The organism is Rhodoglobus sp. GW821-FHT12B09 (assembly GCF_058809925.1).
In genome coordinates, this window is the sequence record NZ_JBXATB010000008.1 from 42,255 (window position 1) to 63,450 (window position 21,196).

The window sequence follows — 21,196 nt, forward strand, 5'->3', positions numbered from 1 at the left end:
ATGGACGACACAACAGGACTGACCAAGGACGCCGGCTGGGAGATGGGCGTGCGCCAGACGGTGGCCGCGCCGCTGCCGGCGGTGTGGGACTTCCTGCTCGGGGAGGGGCTTCCCGTGTGGCTCGGCGAGATCGACGCGCTGCCGACCGAGAAGGGCGCGGCCTACGCCACAGCGGACGGCGTGCGAGGAGTCATCCGGAGCTACACCGAGCGGTACCGCGTGCGGCTCGGCTGGCAGCCCGACGACTGGCCCCACGACACCACGCTGCAGATCACGCTCAAGGAGTCGCCGACGGGCACGACCATCGGGTTCCACCACGAGAAGCTCGCCGACCGCGAGGAGCGGAAGATGATGCTCGGCCACTGGAAGAACGTGGCGGCGGTCATCGAGAAGCACTTCGCCTGACGGCGCGCTGCTCCCATCGGATCGCGTTCGCGGGGCTGAACGACTTCGAGCACTTCCCGCACGACAGGGCGCGCGCGGGCTTGCGGTACCGGTAATGCAGGTGGCCGGCCGGGCAGGTGCCCACCCACGGCGCGAACTCGTTGGCGATCTCGCCGTCGTGCAGGCGCTTGCCCTCGTAGCCGAGCTCCTTCGCGACGGCCTTCCACTTCGGGCCGTGGCCCGCTCGCGTGCCGGCGACAGCGTGCGCGACCTCGTGCAGGAGCACCTGGTGGATCTCGTCGTCCTCGTACCGGGCCGCCAGGTACTTCGACACGGAGATGCGCTTGTCGGTGTAGTTGCACAGCCCCGCGCGGGTCTTCGCGTTGTCGAAGCCGAACGTCCAGCTGCGGTCGAGGTGCAGGTCGATGAGGGCGTTCGCCCACGTCGTCACCCTGCTGAGGTCTGCCACCCGTCGAGGTTAACCCCTCAGTAGGACATCGGCCGGCACCTGCAGGATGCGGTCGTCGCCGGCTCGGGCATCCCCCCGCCCGTCCGTGTTGTTGGTGAGGATCCAGACCGTGCCGTCGGGCCCGGAGACCACGTCGCGCAGCCGCCCGTAGGTGCCCACGAGGGCTGCCGTCGCGGTCGAGCCGTCGATCACCCAGAGGCGCTCGCCGCGCAGCGACGCGAGGTAGAACTTCCCGTCGGCGTACGCCAGGCCGCTCGGGCTCGCCTCGTCGGTGTGCCACTGGATGACCGGGTCGATGTAGTCCGGGTCGCCGGCGACGCCCTCCACGACCGGCCAGCCGTAGTTGCTGCCCGCCTCGATGCGGTTGAACTCGTCCCAGGTGTTCTGCCCGAACTCGGCGGCCCAGAGCTGGCCGTCCGCGTCCCAGGCGATGCCCTGCGGGTTGCGGTGCCCGTACGAGTAGACGGGCGAGCCCGGGAAGGGGTTGTCGGCGGGGATGCTGCCGTCCGGCGCTATCCGGAGGATCTTCCCGTTGTTGCTGCCGAGGTCCTGTGCCCGACCGGGGTCGCCCGCGTCGCCGACGGTCACGTAGAGGTCGCCGTCGGGGCCGAGCTTGATCCGGCCGCCGTCGTGGTTTCCCGCCTTCGCCAGACCGTCGAGGATGACCTCGCCGCCGCCCAGACGGTAGCTGCCGGCATCCCCCTCGAGGTCGAAGCGCTCGACCCGGTTGTCGTCAGCCGCCGTGTAGTACGCGAACAGTGTCTGCCCGTCGACCTCGAGGCCGAGGAGCCCGCCCTCGCCGCCGGGCACGACGCCGTCGATCGTGGCGACGTCGCGCACGGTGCCGTCGGCCTCCAGCTCCTTCACCGTGGCGCTGTCGCGCTCGGAGATCAGGGTCGAGCCGCTCTCGAGCCGCACCATCGACCACGGGGCCGCGAGCCCCGTGACGACGTCGGTCGTCTCCGTGGGGGCGGGGGAGGGCGCCGGAGCGGGGGAGGCGGCGCATCCGGCCAGCAGCAGCACGGCGGCAGCGATCGCGAGGGGTCTCATGAACCCATCCTGCCCGCTACCGCAGCAGGACCACAGGGAACTCGCGCTGACCTTCGACTCCGTTGACGTGGCTGGCGCCGTGAACCACGCCCACCTCGCGCGGCCCGACATTCGCGCTGCGGAAGTAGACGATGATCGCCTCGTCCGAGGCGTTGATGTGGTCCGCCTCGTAGTCGACATGGGCGTCGCTCTCGCTGTCCCACGTGTACGCGGAGGGGCTGGGAAACTTCACCCCGAACCGCTTGCCCCCCTTGCCGTCGAGGTCGGTGCACGCGACCTCGTATCCGAAGTGCAGAACAGTGGACGCGGGCACGAGGTCGCCGAGCTTCCACGTGATGACTACCCCGACCTCCGTCTCCTCGACTAGTACGGACGTCAGGTAGCGGGGAAGGTATTCGACATACATGGTCGCACCGTAGGGCGACCGGGTTAACTGGCGGTGCCGGTCAACCAGCGCCCGGGCGCACCTGGAAGATGTTCTTCGTGGGCGGCGGGGACGGGATCGCCGTGTGGTCCGTGACCACGGGGGCGCCCGCGATGAACTCGCGCAGCTCCGGCCCCATCACGACCTTCGACGGGTGCGGGCCCGCGGCCAGGAGGCGGGGCATCCACTCGAAGGGCAGCTCGGACGCCGACCCGACCATCACCAGGTTGCCGAACCGCTTGCCCTTCAGGATCTGCGTCTCGGCGAGCACGGCGACCGAGGGGAGGACTGCGGACAGTGTGGCTGCGGCGGAGCGCGCGAAGGCGAGCCCGGGTCCGTCGGCGACGTTCGCGAGGATGATCCCGCGCGGCGAGAGCAGGGCGACGGCGAGCCGGTAGAACTCGATGCTGGTGACGTGCGCGGGGGTGCGGGCGCCGCTGAACACGTCGACGACGACGAGGTCGACCGTGCCGTGGAGGCCCGGCGGGAGTTTGCCGAGCACCTCCCGGGCGTCGCCGTGGCGCACCCGGATCGAGGCCTTCTTCGACCAGGGCAGCTCGGCGCGCACGAAGTCCACGAGGTCGGACTCCAGCTCGACGACCTGCTGCCGCGAGCCGGGCCTGGTGGCCTCGACGTAGCGGGGCAGCGTGAGCGCCCCCGCGCCGAGGTGCACCGCCGTGATCGGCTCGCCGGGCATCCCGAGCTGGTCGATCACGTGGCCCATGCGCTGCACGTACTCGAAGAACAGGTCGGCGGGGTCGTCGAGGTTCACGTGGGACTGCGGTGTTCCGTCGACCGTGAGCGTGAAGGCGCCGGGCACCCAGCGGTCGGGGGTGATGGTGGCGAGGAGCCCACTGCCCGACAACACGATCTCGCTCATGGGTTCGAGGCTAGCCGACCTAGGTAACCGTGCCGGCGGGAATGAGTAGTCGCTGCCCATCCGCGCGCGGGCCGTGGCCGGGAGCCTGTACTTACCGGCCACGAAGGCCCCCAACACCACCAAGGAGAACCATGAAGAAGACCATCACGATCGCGGCGTTCCTGCTCGTCGCCAGTGCCGCCCTCACGGGCTGCAGCACCATCAAGGACGTCATCGACGTCGCCGGCCCCGTCGTCGACGCGGTGGGCGAGGAGGACACCTGGATCACCGTCGGCGACTGCTTCAACGAGACCGACGACGAGATCGTCTCGGACGTCCCCACCGTCGACTGCGCCCAGCCGCACGACTACGAGGTCTACGCCTCGGTGCAGCTCGACAAGGCCGTGTGGCCCGGCGACGACGAGATCTTCTCGCTCGCGGATGACGCGTGCTACGCCCCGTTCACGACGTGGGTCGGTATCCCGTTCGAGAACTCGACGCTCGACTACACCTACTACGTGCCCACCGAGGACGGCTGGAACAACTACGACGACCGCGAGGTCTCGTGCATCATGTTCGACCCGGCCGGCAAGACGACCGGTACGTTCCTCGCGTCTGCCCGTTGATCGCGCGGGGCTTCCCCCCGGGTACTACGACCCGGGGGTGAAGCTCAGCAGCGCCTGCACGATGGTCGCCCCGCCGCCGATGGTGTCGGGGACTTCCGTGCGTACCGGGCCGACCCCGTCGGCGAGCCACGTCATGGCGTTGACGGTGAGCCCCTGCACCCCGAGGTCGGGCAGTGAGATGACGAGCGCCTGGGCCAGCTTGCGGGCCGAGTAGCTGCCGGCGGGAACAGTCACGTCCTCCACGCCGGCGCCGCTGATCGAGAAGTCCACAGTCTCCGCGTACGTCTGGCCGGAGGTCTCCACCGTGGCTTGGATCGTGCCGGTCTTGGCCGTGCCCGCTTCGAACTCGGCGTTGGTGGGCCACAGCATCGTGCCGCTCTGCACGGTCACGGTGCTGCCGCCGGCGGACGGGATCGACTGGAACGGCACCGAGAGCGAGCCGTCGCTGGCGAACACGAAGTCGACGCTGTCCTTGAGGTCGGGCTGCGAGCCGTCGTCCCAGACGAACGTGCGCTCGATGGTCACGCGAGCTCCATCGCCCTCGGGCACGACCTTCGTCATCACCTCGGTGTCGGTGACGGTCGAGCCCGACCCGTAGTCGATGGAGTACACCCACGTGTTGCCCTCGGCGACCGGGTAGTAGATGCTCTCGACGGCCGAGGGCGGCGCGTCCGCCGCGGGGGAGCCGCTCGGGCCCGCGGTCGGGGCGGGCGCCGCGGTGCATCCGGCGAGCAGGGCGAGGCTGACGAGGGCGAGCGCGCTGGGCTTCATGCCCTCAGGCTAACCTCGGCTCCCGTCAGGCGAGGGTAGGGAAATGGCGGGACAGCAGCTCGTCGACGGCGGCGATGCTGGCCGCGAGGCGCTCCTCCCGCGACCCGGTGATGAGCGCCCAGGGCTCGCCCCGCGAGGTCAGCTCCTCCACGAACCAGCGCTGCATCTCCTCGCGGTAGCTCTCGCCGTCGCGGATGCCGTCCTGCTCGAACGGGACACCGGCGAGGTCGGCGAGGAGGTAGAGGCCGCGCGGGGGCGAGACCGGCACCGCGTCCAGTGCCGCCGTGGAGCCCTCGCCGAGATAGCGCCGCTCCCAGAGCTGGGTCGCGAAGGCGTCGGTGTCGCAGAACAGCACGGGCGAGCCGGATGCCGCGGCCGCATCCTCGAGGCGCTGCTGCTCCTTCGCGATCACCGCGAAGTCCTCCGCAGTCCAGGCGGCGGAGTGGACCTCGGCGTCGGGGTCGGCGTCGCGGACCCCCTGCCGGTCGAGGAGCACCTCCGTGTACTCGCGGCCGTACTCGGCCACCCACCGGGTGTCGGCCCAGATGCCGCCGATGCCGCGGAAGTGGGCGACGAGCTCGCGCGCGAGGGTGGTCTTGCCGGTGGACTCGGAGCCCACGATGACGACGCGCTGGGTGAGGGCGGCGCGCTCGCCGGCGGTGAGTGTCAGCCAGTCCATCAGCGCTTATAGCCCATTCTCAGAATCAGGTCAAGAAATAAGTTGCATAGGCGTGTTGTTACGTCCTATAGTTGATCCTTGCGCTCCCAGACAACTCATGCCGTCATATTGTGGACAGCTGGCGCGCCCCGAGTATAGCGGCGGGGCAGATCTCTCTTGGGTTCTGGTGAGCATTTCATTACCGACAGTTATGGCCTAGTCCTAGGCCCACGGAGGTTGTTTCCTTGGCTGCTGCGCGCACTGCGTCCACCAAAAAGTCCCCCAAGAACGGCCGCGCAGCTTCGCGGCTCTCGTTCGCCAAGATCACCGACACCCTGACGGTTCCCGATCTGCTCGCACTGCAGACCGAGAGCTTCGACTGGCTCGTCGGCAACGAGATCTGGAAGAAGCGCGTGGAGGAGGGTGTGGCCCAGGGTCGCACCGACCTGCCCTCGCGCAGCGGTCTGGACGAGATCTTCGAGGAGATCTCCCCGATCGAAGACCTCGGCGAGACCATGCAGCTCTCGTTCACGGGCCCCGAGCTCGAAGAGCCGAAGTACTCCATCGACGAGTGCAAGGAGCGCGGCAAGACGTTCGCCGCGCCGCTCTACGTGAACGCCGAGTTCATGAACCACCTCACCGGTGAGATCAAGACCCAGACGGTGTTCATGGGCGACTTCCCGCTCATGACGGAGAAGGGCACGTTCATCATCAACGGCACCGAGCGTGTCGTCGTGTCCCAGCTGGTGCGCTCGCCCGGTGTCTACTTCGACCGCACCCCCGAGAAGCTGTCCGACAAGGACATCTACTCCGCCCGCATCATCCCGAGCCGCGGTGCCTGGCTCGAGTTCGAGATCGACAAGCGCGACCAGGTCGGCGTGCGCATCGACCGCAAGCGCAAGCAGAGCGTCACCGTGTTCCTCAAGGCCCTCGGCCTGACGAGCGAGCAGATCCTCGAGGAGTTCAAGGGCTTCCCGTCGATCGAGCTCACCCTCGAGAAGGACTCCATCCTCACCAAGGAAGAGGCCCTCAAGGACATCTACCGCAAGCTCCGCCCGGGCGAGCAGGTTGCTGCCGAGGCCGCTCGCGCGCTCCTCGACAACTTCTACTTCAACTCGAAGCGCTACGACCTCGCGAAGGTCGGCCGCTACAAGATCAACCGCAAGCTGGGCCTCGACACCGACATCAAGCAGTCGGTGCTCACCATCGAGGACATCATCGCGACGATCAAGTACCTGGTCGCCCTGCACGACACCTCGTCGTCGTACGTCACCACGCACGACAACAACTTCCAGACCATCAAGGGCCTCCGCGATGGCAAGAAGGTCGACGTGCGCCTCGATGTCGACGACATCGACCACTTCGGCAACCGCCGTATCCGCGCCGTGGGCGAGCTCATCCAGAACCAGGTGCGCACCGGCCTCTCCCGCATGGAGCGCGTCGTCCGCGAGCGCATGACCACGCAGGACATCGAGGCGATCACCCCGCAGACCCTGATCAACGTGCGCCCCGTCGTCGCCGCGATCAAGGAGTTCTTCGGAACGTCGCAGCTGTCGCAGTTCATGGACCAGAACAACCCGCTCGCGGGTCTGACCCACAAGCGCCGCCTCTCGGCCCTCGGCCCCGGCGGTCTGTCCCGTGAGCGCGCAGGCGTCGAGGTCCGTGACGTCCACCCGTCGCACTACGGCCGCATGTGCCCGATCGAGACCCCTGAGGGCCCGAACATCGGCCTCATCGGCTCGCTCGCGTCGTTCGCGCGCATCAACGCGTTCGGGTTCATCGAGACCCCGTACCGCCGCGTCGTGGGCGGCAAGGTGACCGACAAGATCGACTACCTCACCGCATCCGAGGAGGACGACTACGTCGTCGCACAGGCGAACGCACCGCTCACGAGCGACGCGCACTTCGCCGAGCCCCGCGTGCTCGCCCGCAAGAAGGGCGGCGAGGTCGACCTGATCCCGACCGAGCAGATCGGCTACATGGATGTCTCGCCGCGCCAGATGGTGTCGGTGGCAACGTCCCTCATCCCGTTCCTCGAGCACGACGACGCCAACCGCGCCCTCATGGGTGCGAACATGCAGCGCCAGGCAGTTCCGCTGCTGCGCTCGGAGAGCCCGCTCGTCGGTACCGGCATGGAGGGCTTCGCGGCCATCGACGCCGGCGACGTGATCACGGCCGACAAGGCCGGTGTCGTCTCGGAGCTCTCCGCCGACGTCATCACGATCCAGCTCGACGAGGGCGGCACGCAGGACTACTACCTGCGCAAGTTCGACCGCTCCAACCAGGGCACGAGCTACAACAACCGCGTCATCGTCAGTGCGGGCGACCGCATCGAGGCCGGCCAGGTTCTCGCTGACGGGCCCGCGACGGAGAACGGCGAGCTCGCGCTCGGCAAGAACCTCCTCGTGGCGTTCATGCCGTGGGAGGGCCACAACTTCGAGGACGCGATCATCCTGAGCCAGAACCTGGTGAAGGACGACACCCTCTCGTCGATCCACATCGAGGAGTACGAGGTGGATGCCCGCGACACGAAGCTCGGCAAGGAGGAGATCACTCGCGACCTCCCCAACGTCAGCCCGGAGCTGCTCGCCGACCTCGACGAGCGCGGCATCATCCGCATCGGCGCCGAGGTCCGCCCCGGCGACATCCTCGTCGGCAAGGTCACGCCGAAGGGCGAGACCGAGCTGAGCGCCGAGGAGCGCCTGCTGCGCGCGATCTTCAACGAGAAGAGCCGCGAGGTGCGCGACACCTCGCTCAAGGTTCCGCACGGTGAAGAGGGCACGATCATCGCGGTCAAGGAGTTCAACGCGGACAACGACGACGAGCTCGGCTCGGGCGTCAACCAGCGCGTTGTCGTCTACATCGCCCAGAAGCGCAAGATCACCGCGGGCGACAAGCTCGCCGGTCGTCACGGCAACAAGGGCGTCATCTCGAAGATCCTGCCGGTGGAGGACATGCCGTTCCTCGCCGACGGAACCCCGGTGGACGTCATCCTGAACCCCCTCGGTATCCCCGGCCGCATGAACTTCGGCCAGGTGCTCGAGACCCACCTCGGCTGGGTCGCCAAGCAGGGCTGGGAGGTCGACGGGTCCCCGAAGTGGGCTGACACGCTGCCCGACCACGCCCGCAGCGCGGCTCCCGGCACGAAGGTCGCGACCCCGGTGTTCGACGGTGCGCTCGAGACCGAGATCGAGGGGCTCCTCGAGTCCACGATCCCGACTCGGGACGGCGAGCGCCTCATCGGCGCGAGCGGAAAGGCCCGTCTGTTCGACGGCCGTTCCGGCGAGCCGTTCCCCGAGCCCGTCTCGGTCGGCTACATGTACATCCTGAAGCTCCACCACCTGGTGGACGACAAGATCCACGCCCGCTCCACCGGCCCCTACTCCATGATCACGCAGCAGCCGCTGGGTGGTAAGGCGCAGTTCGGCGGACAGCGATTCGGCGAGATGGAGGTCTGGGCGCTCGAGGCATACGGTGCCGCGTACGCGCTCCAGGAGCTCCTCACGATCAAGTCGGATGACATCCTCGGCCGAGTGAAGGTGTACGAGGCCATCGTCAAGGGCGAGAACATCCAGGAGCCGGGTATCCCCGAGAGCTTCAAGGTGCTCATCAAGGAGATGCAGTCGCTGTGCCTGAACGTGGAGGTGCTGTCTGCTGACGGCTCCACGGTCAACCTGCGCGACACGGACGACGAGGTCTTCCGCGCGGCGGAGGAGCTGGGCATCAACATCTCCACGCGCTTCGAGTCCTCGTCGATCGACGAGATCTAAGCCCTCCCCGACTCCTACTCGATTTCATAAGAGAGAAGAACAGACATTGCTCGACGTTCACGCGTTTGACGAAATCAAGATCGGCCTTGCGACCGCGGATGACATCCGCAAGTGGTCGCACGGCGAGGTGAAGAAGCCCGAGACGATCAACTACCGCACCCTCAAGCCCGAGAAGGACGGCCTCTTCGGAGAGCAGATCTTCGGCCCGAGCCGTGACTGGGAGTGCTCGTGCGGCAAGTACAAGCGAGTCCGCTTCAAGGGCATCGTGTGCGAGCGCTGCGGCGTGGAGGTCACCAAGTCCTCCGTGCGCCGTGAGCGCATGGGCCACATCGAGCTCGCCGCGCCGGTCACGCACATCTGGTACTTCAAGGGTGTGCCCAGCCGCCTCGGCTACCTGCTCGACATGGCTCCGAAGGACCTCGAGAAGGTCATCTACTTCGCCGCCTACATGATCATCTCCGTCGACGAGGATGGCCGCCACAGCGACCTGCCCGGCCTGGAGAACGAGATCCGTCTCGAGATCAAGACGCTCGAGGGCCAGCGCGACGCCCGCATCGCGGACCGTCTCGCCAAGCTCGAGGAGGACCTCGCGGCCCTCGAGGCCGAGGGCGCCAAGAGCGACCAGAAGCGCCGCGTCAAGGACGGCGCCGAGAAGGAGATGGGACAGGCCCGCAAGTCGTTCGACGAGCAGATCGCCCAGCTCGAGCGCGTGTGGGACGACTTCCGCAACCTCAAGGTCGGCGACCTGAAGCCCGAGGACTCGGTGTTCCAGGAGCTGCAGGACCGCTTCGGCATGTACTTCGAGGCCTACATGGGCGCCGAGGCCATCCAGAAGCGCCTGCAGGCCTTCGACCTGGAGAACGAGAGCGTCGAGCTCCACGACCAGATCGCCAACGGCAAGGGCCAGAAGAAGATCCGCGCGATCAAGCGACTGCGCGTCGTCAACTCCTTCCTGCAGACCGGCAACTCGCCGGCCGCCATGGTGCTCGAGGTCGTCCCGGTCATCCCGCCGGAGCTGCGCCCGATGGTGCAGCTCGACGGTGGCCGCTTCGCGACCTCCGACCTCAACGACCTCTACCGTCGTGTGATCAACCGCAACAACCGCCTGCGTCGCCTGCTCGACCTCGGTGCTCCCGAGATCATCGTGAACAACGAGAAGCGCATGCTGCAGGAGGCCGTTGACGCGCTGTTCGACAACGGCCGTCGTGGACGCCCCGTCACAGGTACCGGCAACCGCGCCCTCAAGTCCCTGAGCGACATGCTCAAGGGCAAGCAGGGTCGCTTCCGCCAGAACCTGCTCGGAAAGCGCGTCGACTACTCCGGTCGTTCGGTCATCATCGTCGGCCCGCAGCTCAAGCTCCACCAGTGCGGCCTGCCCAAGCAGATGGCACTCGAGCTGTTCAAGCCGTTCGTGATCAAGCGCCTCATCGACCTCAGCCACGCTCAGAACATCAAGAGCGCCAAGCGGATGGTCGAGCGCTCGCGCCCGCAGGTGTGGGACGTGCTCGAGGAGATCATCCGCGAGCGCCCCGTGCTGCTGAACCGCGCACCCACCCTCCACCGCCTGGGCATCCAGGCCTTCGAGCCCCAGCTCGTCGAGGGCAAGGCGATCCAGCTCCACCCGCTCGTGTGCGCCGCGTTCAACGCCGACTTCGACGGCGACCAGATGGCAGTCCACCTGCCGCTGTCCGTCGAGGCGCAGGCCGAGGCGCGCGTGCTCATGCTCGCGTCGAACAACATCCTCAAGCCGTCTGACGGCCGACCGGTGACCCTGCCCACGCAGGACATGATCATCGGCCTGCACCACCTGACGACGCTCAAGGAGGGTGCGACCGGTGAGGGCCGTGCGTTCTCGTCGATCGCCGAGGCGATCCTCGCGTTCGACCAGCACACGCTCGACCTGAACGCCAAGGTCCGCATCCGCCTGGAGAACATCTGGTTCGCCGAGGGCGAGGCTCCTGAGGGCTTCGTCCAGGGCAAGACGGTGCTGCAGAACACCACGCTGGGCCGCGCGATCTTCAACGAGACGCTGCCGACCGACTACCCGTACATCGAGGCAGTCGCCGACAAGGGCCAGATCTCCGCGATCGTCAACGACCTCGCCGAGCGCTACCCGAAGGTGGAGGTCGCGGCGGCGCTCGACCGCATCAAGGACGCCGGTTTCCACTGGGCTACCCGCTCCGGTGTGACCGTCGCGCTCTCGGACATCGTCACCCCGCCCTCGAAGCCGGAGATCATCGCCGGATACGAGAAGCAGGCCGCGAAGGTCCAGGACCAGTTCGACAAGGGCCTCACGACCGACGCCGAGCGTCGCCAGGAGCTCATCGAGATCTGGAACAAGGCCACCGCCGAGGTCGCCACCGCCATGCAGGACAACTTCACGACCGACAACAACATCAACCGCATGGTGTCGTCCGGTGCTCGTGGTAACTGGATGCAGGTGCGTCAGATCGCCGGTATGCGCGGCCTGGTGTCGAACCCGAAGGGCGAGATCATCCCCCGCCCGATCGTGCACTCCTACAAGGAGGGCCTGACCGTGGCCGAGTACTTCATCTCGACCCACGGTGCCCGCAAGGGCCTGGCCGACACCGCACTGCGCACCGCTGACTCGGGCTACCTCACGCGCCGTCTCGTGGACGTCTCGCAGGATGTGATCATCCGCGAGGACGACTGCGGCACGACCAAGGGCCTCGACATGCCGATCGCAGCGCAGGACGCGTCCGGAAACTGGGTGCTCGACTCCAACGTCGAGAACTCGGTCTACGCCCGCAGCCTCGCGGCCGACGCGGTCGACGAGAAGGGCAAGGTCATCGCGGCCGCCGGCGCTGACGTCGGCGACGTGCTGCTCGAGACCCTGCTCGCCGCCGGTGTGCACAACATCAAGGTCCGCTCCGTGCTCACGTGCGAGTCGGCTGTCGGTGTGTGCGCGGTCTGCTACGGCCGCTCGCTCGCGACCGGCCTTCTCGTGGACATCGGCGAGGCCGTCGGCATCATCGCGGCCCAGTCGATCGGCGAGCCCGGAACGCAGCTCACGATGCGCACCTTCCACACCGGTGGTGTGGCCTCCGCGGACGACATCACGCAGGGTCTTCCCCGCGTGACCGAGCTCTTCGAGGCTCGTACGCCCAAGGGTGCTTCGCCCATCGCGGAGGCTGCCGGCCGCGTCACCATCGAGGACACGGATCGCGCTCGCCGCATCATCCTGACCCCCGACAACGGTGACGAGCCGATCGCCTACCCGGTGCTCCGCCGTGCAACCCTCCTCGTCGAGGACGGCCAGCACGTCGAGCTGGGCCAGAAGTTCCACGTCGGCAACGTCGACCCGAAGGAAGTCCTCCGAGTCAAGGGCGTCCGCGCTGTGCAGCTCGAGATCGTGGACGGCGTGCAGGGCGTGTACCGCTCTCAGGGCGTCCCGATCCACGACAAGCACATCGAGGTCATCGTCCGCCAGATGCTCCGCAAGGTGACGGTAGTCGACCACGGCGACACCGGGCTGCTGCCCGGCGAGCTGGTCGACCGGCTCAAGTACAACGAGCTCAACCGTGCCGCGCTCACCGAGGGCAAGCAGACGGCGTCGGCCCGCCAGGAGGTCATGGGTATCACCAAGGCGTCCCTCGCGACCGAGTCGTGGCTGTCGGCCGCGTCGTTCCAGGAGACCACGCGTGTTCTCACGCAGGCCGCCATGGAGGGCAAGTCCGACCCGCTGATGGGCCTCAAGGAGAACGTCATCATCGGAAAGCTCATCCCGGCCGGCACGGGTCTCCCGCGCTACCGCGATGTGTCTGTCGAGGCCACCGAGGAGGCGAAGGCCGAGCGCTACCCGAACCGCATCTTCACGGATGAGTCGGTGTTCAGCGAGTCGGACCTGAGCTTCGTCGACTTCGACAGCTTCAACTCCGACGACTACACGCCCGGCACCTACAACTAGGCAGTAGTTCTCACGGATGGCCCTCGCCGGCAGGCGGGGGCCATCCCTCGTTAACGGGCGCGACGAGACGAGAGAATCTCGCTGCTATGGTGTGGTCTGTGTTCGCATACTCACCGTCCCCGAGCGATGACGGCGGTTTCGCCGTTGTCACGGATCGCTTCGTGTGCCTGCTGAGCGGCGACGCCACCGTCGAGGTCGCGAGGTCGGTGTTCTGGCTGCTCGACGGCGAGGACGCGCAGCTCGAGGACGCCCTCGGCCAACTCGCGCACGTCGAGGTCGTGGAGCGCTTCGCCATCGTCGAGATGCTCGATGCCGTGGCGCGCAGCATGCACGTCGCGGTGCGCGGCCAGGTCTCCGTGGGCATCGAGGGCACGACGGCGACGCGGCTCTCCGGGCCCGGCGAGGCGACCTGGATCACCGGCGAGGCGCGCGGCGTGAGCTCGCTCTGGCTCTCGCTGGACGAGCAGCGGCCGGAGGGCGAGGTGCTGCCGCTCGGCCGCGGAGTGGTTCGCGCGAGCGCGATTGTCGCGGACGCGGTGCCCGAGACCCTGTTCCCGTTCGCGGCGGAGTCCGTGCCCGCGGCGGTGGCGCCGGCGGAGGACCTGCACGAGGAGCTGCCGGAGGCCGAGCTGGAGCCCGAGGCCGAACGGGAGGCCGAGCTCGAGCCCGACGCCGAACTCGAGCCCGTCGGCATCCCGACCACGCTGCGCGTCGATCTGAACGAGTGGATGAACGATGAGGGCAGTCCGCGCTGGATACTGCGCCTGCCCGACGGCAACGAGCTGGACGCCGACGGCACGATCGTGATCGGCCGCAAGTCCTGGGAGTCGGAGGTCGACGAGCACTCGATCAAGCACGTCTCGGCACCCTCCCCGATGAAGCAGATCTCGGGCACGCACCTCGAGCTCGCGCTCGTCGACGGCGAGCTCGTTGCGCGCGACCTCGACTCGACGAACGGTACAATCGTTCTCACCCCGGAACGGCCGCCGCGGCTCCTTCACGGAGGGCGTACAACGTCCCTCCAAACAGGAGATATCCTCGATCTCGGAGAGAGTTTCCGCATCGTGGTGAGCAGCAAGAACTAGCGCGCGAGCCCGCTGAACTTACCCGCAAGCATTTACGAGTCTGTCCAGGGAGGGGAGGGAGCAGCGCCATGGTCACACGAGTCACATCGACGCCGCCGGTCCTCCCGGGATTCACCTACGTGCGCCCGCTCGGCACCGGCGGCTTCGCCGATGTATTCCTGTACGAGCAGGACATGCCCCGGCGCGTGGTCGCGGTCAAGGTGCTCATCAACGACGCGATCAACCCGGACGTGCTGCGGGTGTTCAATGCCGAGGCGGACATCATGGCGCGGCTGAGCGCGCACCCCTCGATCGTCACGATCTACCAGGCGAGCATCTCGGCGGACGGACGGCCGTTCCTCGCGATGGAGTACTGCCCGGACACGATGAGCGCGCGGTACAAGAAGGCCCCGCTCGGCGTGGGCGAGGCACTCGACGCGGGCGTCCGGGTCGCTGCAGCCCTGGAGACCGCCCACCGCTCGGGCGTGCTGCACCGCGACATCAAGCCGTCGAACATCCTCATCACGACGCTCGGCGGGCCCGTTCTCGCGGACTTCGGAATCGCGGCTGCGCTCAACGCCGATAGCGACGAGCTCGAGCAGATCGCGATGTCCGTGCCGTGGAGCTCGCCGGAGGTGCTCGCCGAGAAGGTGTCCGGCTCGGTCCCGAGCGAGATCTGGAGCCTCGGCGCGACCCTGTACACGCTGCTCGCCGGTCGCAGCCCGTTCCAGCTCACGGACAAGGCGAAGAACACCCACGACCAGCTCTCGGCCCGTATCGCGAAGGCGCACTACACCCCGATCGGCCGCGCCGACGTGAGCGAGAAGCTCGAGAGCATCCTCGCCCGGAGCATGTCCAAGGACCCGGCGAAGCGCTACGAGTCGATGTACGCATTCGCCGAGGACCTGCGCTGGGCGCAGTACGAGATCGGCATCCCGCCCACCGCCCTCGAGGTCGCGGCCCCGGAGTGGGCAGCCGCGGCATCCCCCGTCAGCTTCGCCGACGCGGCCCCGCGCGGCCCGGTGATCACGACCGTCAACAAGGACTCGCGCCGCGCTGCCCGCGCGCAGAACGTGGTCTCCCGGCTCGCCGACGACCGCGACGGCGTCACCGCGGGCGCGCGCCCCAAGGCCGGCTGGAAGGGCCCCGTGATCGGCGTCGTCATCGGTCTCGTGGTCGTGGGGATCGGCGTGCTGGCCCTCCGCCTCCTGGGAGTGGTCTGACGTGGCTCGCACTACCGCGCCGCGCACGGTCTCCGCACGGCCACTGATGAAGGCCGGGGCGGCGGTGGCGGGCATCGCCATCGTGGCGGGCCTGGCCGTGGTCGCGCAGGGCTACGACGCGCAGGAGGTCCCGCGCCTCGAGACCTCGGTCTGGGTGACGCGGGACGACGGCCAGTACGCGCGCGTGAACACCGAGCTCGGCGAGCTCGACACCGTCCGCTCCGTGCAGGACCCGACGAGCGTGGTGCAGTCCGGCGCCCGCAGCCTCGTCTTCAGCCAGGGCTACAGCCAGCTCTGGCCCGTGGATGCCGCGAGCCCCGTCAACCTGACCGAGGGCGCCACGGCCGCCGACGGCTCCGGCGAGCCGGCCACGAGCAGCAACACCCCCGCGGGGACGCGCACGGTGGTCTCCGCGGGCGGCTACATCCTCTACCTCACCGACACCGGCTCGGTGTTCCTGGGCGTGCTCGACGACAGTGGCGTTGCCCCGGATGTCGCGATCCCCGTGAACCCGTTCGGCACCGTCGAGGTCGCCGAGGGCGAGGAGCGGCCCACGTACGCCGCGTCCGCCGTCGCCGTCTCCGACGACGGTCAGGTGGTGCTGTACTCGGCGAGCGAGTCGTCGGTCCGGCGCTTCGACGCGAAGAAGCTCGAGTTCGTCGGCGGGGCCACGAAGGTCGCCGCACCGCCCAAGGCGGAGTCGGCGCTCGAGCTCGCCATCGTGGGGTCGAAGTGGATCATGAGCGCCCCGGCGGAGGGGCTCGTGTGGGTCGACGGGCAGGATGCGCCCGCCGAGACAGGACTCAACGGCGACACGAAGCTGCAGTCCAGCGCGTCGACCGGGCAGGTGGCGTACCTGGCTGACTCCGAGGGGCTCGCGAGTGTCGACCTCGGCACGGGCGCGGTCTCGGCGGTCACCGCTGCGGCGGGCATCCCGGCAGCCCCGATCGCCGTGGAGGGCACCGTCTACGCGGCGTGGCTGACCGCCGACAGTGGCACGCTGTGGTCGTCCGCGACGGGGGAGAGCACCTCGCTCGAGACTGAGAGCGACGTGCTCGACGACGTGCAGGCGATCACCCCCGTGTTCCGCAGCAACGGGCAGCGGCTGGTGCTCAACGAGACCTCGTCGGGCATGGTCTGGACGGTGCCGAACGGCGCGCTCATCCCCGTCGACCAGTGGTCGGTCGGCGACGACACCCAGCAGGACACCGGCACCGTGCTCGTGGACGACGTCGCGGAGGAGAAGCCGCCGGTCGCGGTCGCCGACTCCCTGGGCGTGCGGCAGGGCGCGCAGGTCTCGCTCCCGCTGCTGCTCAACGACCACGACCCGAACAAGAAGGACGTGCTGTCGATCTCGGCCGACTCGATCGCCGGCGGACTCGCGGACACGTCGTTCGGCACGCTCGGCCTCGCCTCGAACAACCAGCAGGCCGTGGTCAAGGTCGCCGCCGAGAGCGGGTCGACGAGCTTCATCTACTCGGTGACCGACGGGGCCGCCGTCTCCGACCCCGCGCCGGTGACCCTCACCGTGGTGCCTCCCGACCAGAACTCAGCCCCCGTGTGGTGCGGCGTGGAGAACTGCAAGCAGGTGTGGCCCTCCCCGCAGATCTCGCCCGGCGGCACGGTCACCATCCCCGTGCTCACCGGCTGGGTCGACCCCGAGGGCGACCCCTTCGTGCTCTCGGACGCCCGGGCCGAGAACGACTCCGACCCCGTCTCCGTGGTGGCCACCGCCGACGGCCGCATCGCGGTGCGGCACAGCGACCCGAACGCGTCGAGCAGTGCCATCCCGATCATCGTTACCGTCACCGACTCCTTCGGCGCGAGCGCGGAGAAGGTGCTGACCCTGGTCGTGAGCGCGAGCCCCGCCCTCGACGTCTCGCCGATCGCCCTTGTCGCTGGCGCCGGCGAGAAGGCGACGATCCGCATCAACGACCACGTCACGGGCGGCTCGGGCGCGTACCGCGTGCTCGACGCCGTCGCCTCGACGGGCTCGTCGAGCGGCCTGCTGGTGGTGCCCAATGCGGCGGCGGGCACGGTCGAGCTGACGGCGTCGTCCCCGGGCGAGTACCTGGTCAACTACAGCGTGCAGGATGCCACGACGCTGTCGCAGCAGTCGGCGATCATCCGGCTGACCGTGCCGGAGGCTGGCGTGCCGCTCTCGATCGCCCCGGTCACGGCCTTCGTCCGCTCGAACGAGGACACCACGATCGACCTGATCGGGGCCGTGCAGAACAGCACGGGCCGCGTCCTCATCGTCTCGCAGGCGACCACCGGCGACCCCGGTCTGAGCGTGAGCGTCGTGGGCCAGTCGCAGGTGCGCGTGAGCGGCTCGACGCCGTCGGGCGAGCCCGGCAGGGTGGGCACCGCGGCGGTGACGGTCACCGACGGCGCGGGGGCGGCAGTCGAGGGCCAGCTCACGGTGTTCCAGGTGCCGGCGAGCACCGACAGCTTCCCCATCGCGGTGCCCGACAGCGTGACCGTCCGCGCCGGGGGCCAGGTCGACATCCCGGTGCTGGCTAACGACCTCAGCCCCCGGGGCGAGCGCCTCGTGCTGTACCCGAAGGTCGACGGCTCGGGCACCGCGGGCGAGCTGGCCTTCGTCACGGGCGACGCCGTGCGCTACCTCGCGCCGACCGTGCCGGGCGTGTACGTCCTGCGCTACTCGATCTACCTCGAGTCCCGGCCGGACCGCATCGACACGGCCACCATCTCGGTGACCGTGCTGCCGGCCGGCGCGAACCGCGCGCCGCAGCCGTCGATCCTCACGGCCCGAGCCCTCAGCGGCCAGACCGTGCGCATTCCGGTGAGCGGCTTCGGCGTCGACCCCGACGGCGACAGCGTCATCCTCGCCTCCATCGACCAGCCCGGCGCGGGCAAGGGCGTCGCGGCGATCTCCGCCGAGGGCGACGCGATCCTCTACACCGCGCCCGCCGCGGGCGTGCAGGGCGGCCAGGTGAGCTTCGCGTACTCGGTGCGCGACACTCAGGGCTCGGAGGGCTCGGCGCTCGTTCGCGTGGGCGTGCTCAGCGACTCCCTCTCCGACACGACGCCGGTCACGTACAGCGACTACGTGCGCACCACCACGGCCGCGGCGAACCCCGTGACCGTCACACCGCTCGTCAACGACCGCGACCCCGCGCAGGGCTCCCTCGCGATCATCTCCCTCGTGCCGAACGCACCAGCGGGCACGGACGAGTACAAGCGCCTCGAGGCCCTCATCGACCCCTCGACCTCCCTCGCCGACGGCACGGTGGTGCTGAAGGCGGGCAGCGTGCTCGGCACCCAGTCGTACGTCTACGCCGTGCAGTCCTCGATCTCGACGAGCACGGCCGAGGGCCTCATCGTCGTGAACGTGTCCGACGTCCCGGCCCCCGACTTCCCCGTGGTCGCCGACACCGTCGTCACCGCCCGCACGCGCCTCGAGCTCTCCTCGACGGGGATCGACGTCGTCACCGGCAAGGTGCAGTGGCCCTCCGGGGACGTCTCGAAGCTCGCGCTCGACATCTGGCCGGGTGCGGCTGCCGGGTTCATCGTCTCGGGCAGCACGATCAAGGGCGACCTGCCCGCCCGCGGCGCCCTCATCCCGTTCTCGCTCACCGGCCTGGACTCTGCGGGCGGCACGGTCACGAGCTACGGCTTCCTGCGCATCCCGGCCTTCGACGACATGCGCGTTCAGGTGCGGACCTCCGCGGAGCCGGTCGAGGTGAACGAGGAGAAGTCCGCCGAGTTCACCCTGCGGGAGCTGCTCGACATCGACCGCACGGACTCGATCGAGATCCGCGGGGACGACGAGTTCACCGTGCAGCGCGCGAACGCGTCGTGCACGCCGATCGGCTCGTCGCGCGCGGTGTACAACGCGGGGCGCGAGGCGCCGTGGGTCGACTCCTGCACGATCCCCGTGCGCATCGACGGGCAGTCGAGCTGGACGATGGTGTCGGTGCCCATCGACATCCTCCCGAAGGACCCGCAGGCGATCCTCAACTCCGTGAGCCGCACGATCTCCCCGGGCGCCTCCGAGTCGGTGGACCTCTACGAGAACATGACGACGTGGGAGGGCGGCCGGGTCGGCGACACCAAGTCGCTCACGTACACGACCTCCGGCGGCGGGTCGGCGTTCATCGTCAACCAGTCGGGCACCACCGTGTCGATCGACACCCGGGCGGACGCCCAGCCCGGCACCCGGTCGACGATCCAGGTCAACACCGGCGCGTACGGCGGCCTCTCGGCGGCCATCACCCTCATCGTCGGCGTGGCCCCGCCGGACGCCCCGCGCGGAGCGAACTTCAGCTCGCAGTGCGACGTCAGCAGGGGCGCATCCTGCACCATCTCGGTCGTCGGGATCACCGGCGAGTACGACCCGTTCGCGGGCAAGGTCGGCTCCGGCCTCAAGCTCGTCTCCGTGGGCAGCGGCTCGCCCGTGTCGTGCCCGGTCGCGACCGTGTCGGTCTCCAGCGCGTCGCAGGTCGTCGCGACCTGGCCCTCCGGCCCGAAGCCCGTCGGCGGCGAGTGCACAGTGCCCTTCACGGTCGCGGATGCCCAGGGCCGCACCGGCTCGGGGCAGCTCTCGATCGACGTGCTCGGGTACCCGCAGACGCCCGCCTCCGTCGTGACCGAGGCCTACACGGGCTCGACCGTCACGATGTACGTGGACCTCGGCAGCGCCCAGCAGGCGCACCCCTCCGTCACCGGCGCGCAGCTGTTCGAGAACGGCAGCAAGGTCTCGGAGTGCACCGCGGCCCCGCCGAGCGGCTACCGCTGCAAGGTCACGGGCCTCGAGAACGGCGTTCCCCACAGCTACACGGCGCAGGCCGTGAACAGTGTCGGCAACTCGGGCGACACCACGGCGGCGACCACGAACGCGTACCAGCCCCCGGAGATCACTTCGATCACGACGGCAGCGAAGTACGTGCCCGGCACCACGAGCACGACGGAGGGCATCACCACCGTCACGATCATCGGCGGCACCGACGTGCAGTCGGGCCGGGTGCTCAACACGGGCGAGACCATCCCCGCCGGGCAGCCGAAGGACATCAAGCTCGGGGTCGGCGGGCAGACCCTCCAGATCGTGCCGATCAGCAAGTTCACGCCGCCGCTCTCGGGCAGCAACGAGGGCGCGACGACCTCGAAGTCCATCACCGTGGTCGGAGGCCCGTTCTACCCGGCCGGCGGCTCCGTCGACCGCACCGCGGACGGGACCCGCACGATCACGGTGCCCGCCCTCGACATGAACTACAGCTCGAGCGGCAAGACGGAGCTCTTCATCGCATCGCAGTCGACCGGCGTCTCGTGCGTCGGCAACGGCGGCTCGATCTCCTACTCGGGCGGGTCGAACGTCATCACGTCCGCGAGCGCCGCGATCTCCGGGCTCGAGCCGAACAAGCTGTACTGGCTGAGCGTGTGCGGCAGCAACGGCTTCGGCGTCGCGCACTCGTCGGAGATCCAGACGGACACGGTGGTCATGCCCGCGCAGCCCGCGGGGCCGCTCACCTACGGCGTCGACCCGGGCCAGGGCCAGGGCGGCGGGTTCTGGGAGTGGGACAACGTCATCCACACGTCCGCGCCGGGCGCGCCCTCGGGCTTCAAGCTCCGCTACAGCATCGACGGCGCCACCTCGAACTCGTTCCCGAACCTGAACCCGAACGTGGTGCCGGGGTTCATCGGGGTCGCCTACTGCTCGACGGTCGTCCCCGGCGCATGCACTGCGGAGACGCAGTTCACCTACGACCCGGCGCTCCTGCCGACGGGGCTCACTGTCGACTTCGACTCCTGCGCCGACTGGCCGAACCCCGCCAACCCGACATTCAGCAGCGCGATCGGCAGCTCGGACTACGCCATCACCACCACCTTCGACCCCGGCCTGTTCGGGATCGGCGACCGCGTGCAGTACGACATCACGTTCAGCGGGCAGTGGGCCACGATCCCCGCGCAGTCCACCAAGATCCCCGCATGCTGACCCCCCGAGAGGAC

General features: G+C 68.9%; 13 protein-coding genes. 7 read left to right on the plus strand and 6 right to left on the minus strand.

What is annotated here, in order from left to right; all coding sequences use genetic code 11:
• Nucleotides 1-405: an SRPBCC domain-containing protein gene (locus tag AC1RTC_RS14090; protein WP_493156730.1), complete on the plus strand. Its 405-nt coding sequence runs from the start codon at nucleotides 1-3 to the stop codon at nucleotides 403-405.
• On the opposite strand, the gene AC1RTC_RS14095 is transcribed toward AC1RTC_RS14090, so the two are convergent.
• Genes AC1RTC_RS14095 through AC1RTC_RS14110 form a run of 4 tightly spaced genes read right to left on the minus strand, consistent with a single transcriptional unit; the run spans nucleotide 383 to nucleotide 3,207 of the window.
• Nucleotides 383-853: a SprT-like domain-containing protein gene (locus AC1RTC_RS14095; protein WP_493156732.1), complete on the minus strand. Its 471-nt coding sequence runs from the start codon at nucleotides 851-853 to the stop codon at nucleotides 383-385. The two genes, AC1RTC_RS14090 and AC1RTC_RS14095, sit on opposite strands and share 23 nt — an antisense overlap.
• 9 nt (nucleotides 854-862) lie before the next feature.
• Entirely contained in the window at nucleotides 863-1,903 is a 1,041-nt protein-coding gene (locus tag AC1RTC_RS14100) for a PQQ-dependent sugar dehydrogenase (RefSeq protein ID WP_493156734.1), read from the minus strand.
• Nucleotides 1,904-1,919: 16 nt separating this feature from the next.
• Nucleotides 1,920-2,309, minus strand: a complete 390-nt coding sequence (locus AC1RTC_RS14105) for a hypothetical protein (RefSeq protein ID WP_493156736.1) — start codon at nucleotides 2,307-2,309, stop codon at nucleotides 1,920-1,922.
• A 40-nt stretch (nucleotides 2,310-2,349) separates the two neighbouring features.
• Nucleotides 2,350-3,207, minus strand: a complete 858-nt coding sequence (locus AC1RTC_RS14110) for a spermidine synthase (protein ID WP_493156738.1) — start codon at nucleotides 3,205-3,207, stop codon at nucleotides 2,350-2,352.
• Between the two features lie 131 nt (nucleotides 3,208-3,338).
• On the opposite strand from AC1RTC_RS14110, the gene AC1RTC_RS14115 reads away from it, so the two are divergent.
• On the plus strand, nucleotides 3,339-3,812 hold the full coding sequence (locus AC1RTC_RS14115) for a septum formation family protein (RefSeq protein WP_493156740.1): 474 nt from the start codon (nucleotides 3,339-3,341) through the stop codon (nucleotides 3,810-3,812).
• Between the two features lie 24 nt (nucleotides 3,813-3,836).
• Here the strand turns inward: AC1RTC_RS14115 and AC1RTC_RS14120 are convergent, their stop codons facing one another.
• Together AC1RTC_RS14120 and AC1RTC_RS14125 are read right to left on the minus strand one after the other, a co-directional pair.
• Nucleotides 3,837-4,583, minus strand: a complete 747-nt coding sequence (locus tag AC1RTC_RS14120) for a TapB family protein (RefSeq protein WP_493156742.1) — start codon at nucleotides 4,581-4,583, stop codon at nucleotides 3,837-3,839.
• Between the two features lie 25 nt (nucleotides 4,584-4,608).
• The gene (locus AC1RTC_RS14125) at nucleotides 4,609-5,262 is read right to left on the minus strand and encodes an AAA family ATPase (protein ID WP_493156744.1); all 654 of its coding nucleotides are present in this window, start codon (nucleotides 5,260-5,262) and stop codon (nucleotides 4,609-4,611) included.
• Between the two features lie 224 nt (nucleotides 5,263-5,486).
• Between AC1RTC_RS14125 and rpoB the strand changes: the two genes are divergently transcribed.
• The 5 genes from rpoB (at nucleotide 5,487) to AC1RTC_RS14150 (ending at nucleotide 21,182) form a co-directional block, all read left to right on the plus strand.
• The gene (rpoB, locus tag AC1RTC_RS14130; protein WP_493156746.1) at nucleotides 5,487-9,011 is read left to right on the plus strand and encodes a DNA-directed RNA polymerase subunit beta; all 3,525 of its coding nucleotides are present in this window, start codon (nucleotides 5,487-5,489) and stop codon (nucleotides 9,009-9,011) included.
• 46 nt (nucleotides 9,012-9,057) lie between these two features.
• Complete coding sequence (locus AC1RTC_RS14135) at nucleotides 9,058-12,939, plus strand: DNA-directed RNA polymerase subunit beta' (protein ID WP_493156748.1); 3,882 nt, start codon at nucleotides 9,058-9,060, stop codon at nucleotides 12,937-12,939.
• A 98-nt stretch (nucleotides 12,940-13,037) separates the two neighbouring features.
• On the plus strand, nucleotides 13,038-14,024 hold the full coding sequence (locus AC1RTC_RS14140; RefSeq protein WP_493156750.1) for an FHA domain-containing protein: 987 nt from the start codon (nucleotides 13,038-13,040) through the stop codon (nucleotides 14,022-14,024).
• Nucleotides 14,025-14,092: 68 nt separating this feature from the next.
• Complete coding sequence (locus AC1RTC_RS14145) at nucleotides 14,093-15,226, plus strand: serine/threonine-protein kinase (RefSeq protein WP_493156752.1); 1,134 nt, start codon at nucleotides 14,093-14,095, stop codon at nucleotides 15,224-15,226.
• Between the two features lies 1 nt (nucleotide 15,227).
• A complete protein-coding gene (locus tag AC1RTC_RS14150) occupies nucleotides 15,228-21,182 on the plus strand; it encodes an Ig-like domain-containing protein (protein ID WP_493156755.1) in 5,955 nt (1,984 codons plus the stop codon).
• Nucleotides 21,183-21,196 lie beyond the last annotated feature (14 nt).

What these genes read in the sequence shown, in the direction of transcription:
- AC1RTC_RS14090 (WP_493156730.1), top strand. Translation starts at nt 1, where the DNA reads ATGGACGACACAACAGGACTGACCAAGGACGCCGGCTGGGAGATGGGC.
- AC1RTC_RS14100 (WP_493156734.1), bottom strand. Translation starts at nt 1,903, where the DNA reads ATGAGACCCCTCGCGATCGCTGCCGCCGTGCTGCTGCTGGCCGGATGC.
- AC1RTC_RS14105 (WP_493156736.1), bottom strand. Translation starts at nt 2,309, where the DNA reads ATGTATGTCGAATACCTTCCCCGCTACCTGACGTCCGTACTAGTCGAG.
- AC1RTC_RS14110 (WP_493156738.1), bottom strand. Translation starts at nt 3,207, where the DNA reads ATGAGCGAGATCGTGTTGTCGGGCAGTGGGCTCCTCGCCACCATCACC.
- AC1RTC_RS14115 (WP_493156740.1), top strand. Translation starts at nt 3,339, where the DNA reads ATGAAGAAGACCATCACGATCGCGGCGTTCCTGCTCGTCGCCAGTGCC.
- AC1RTC_RS14120 (WP_493156742.1), bottom strand. Translation starts at nt 4,583, where the DNA reads ATGAAGCCCAGCGCGCTCGCCCTCGTCAGCCTCGCCCTGCTCGCCGGA.
- AC1RTC_RS14125 (WP_493156744.1), bottom strand. Translation starts at nt 5,262, where the DNA reads ATGGACTGGCTGACACTCACCGCCGGCGAGCGCGCCGCCCTCACCCAG.
- AC1RTC_RS14145 (WP_493156752.1), top strand. Translation starts at nt 14,093, where the DNA reads ATGGTCACACGAGTCACATCGACGCCGCCGGTCCTCCCGGGATTCACC.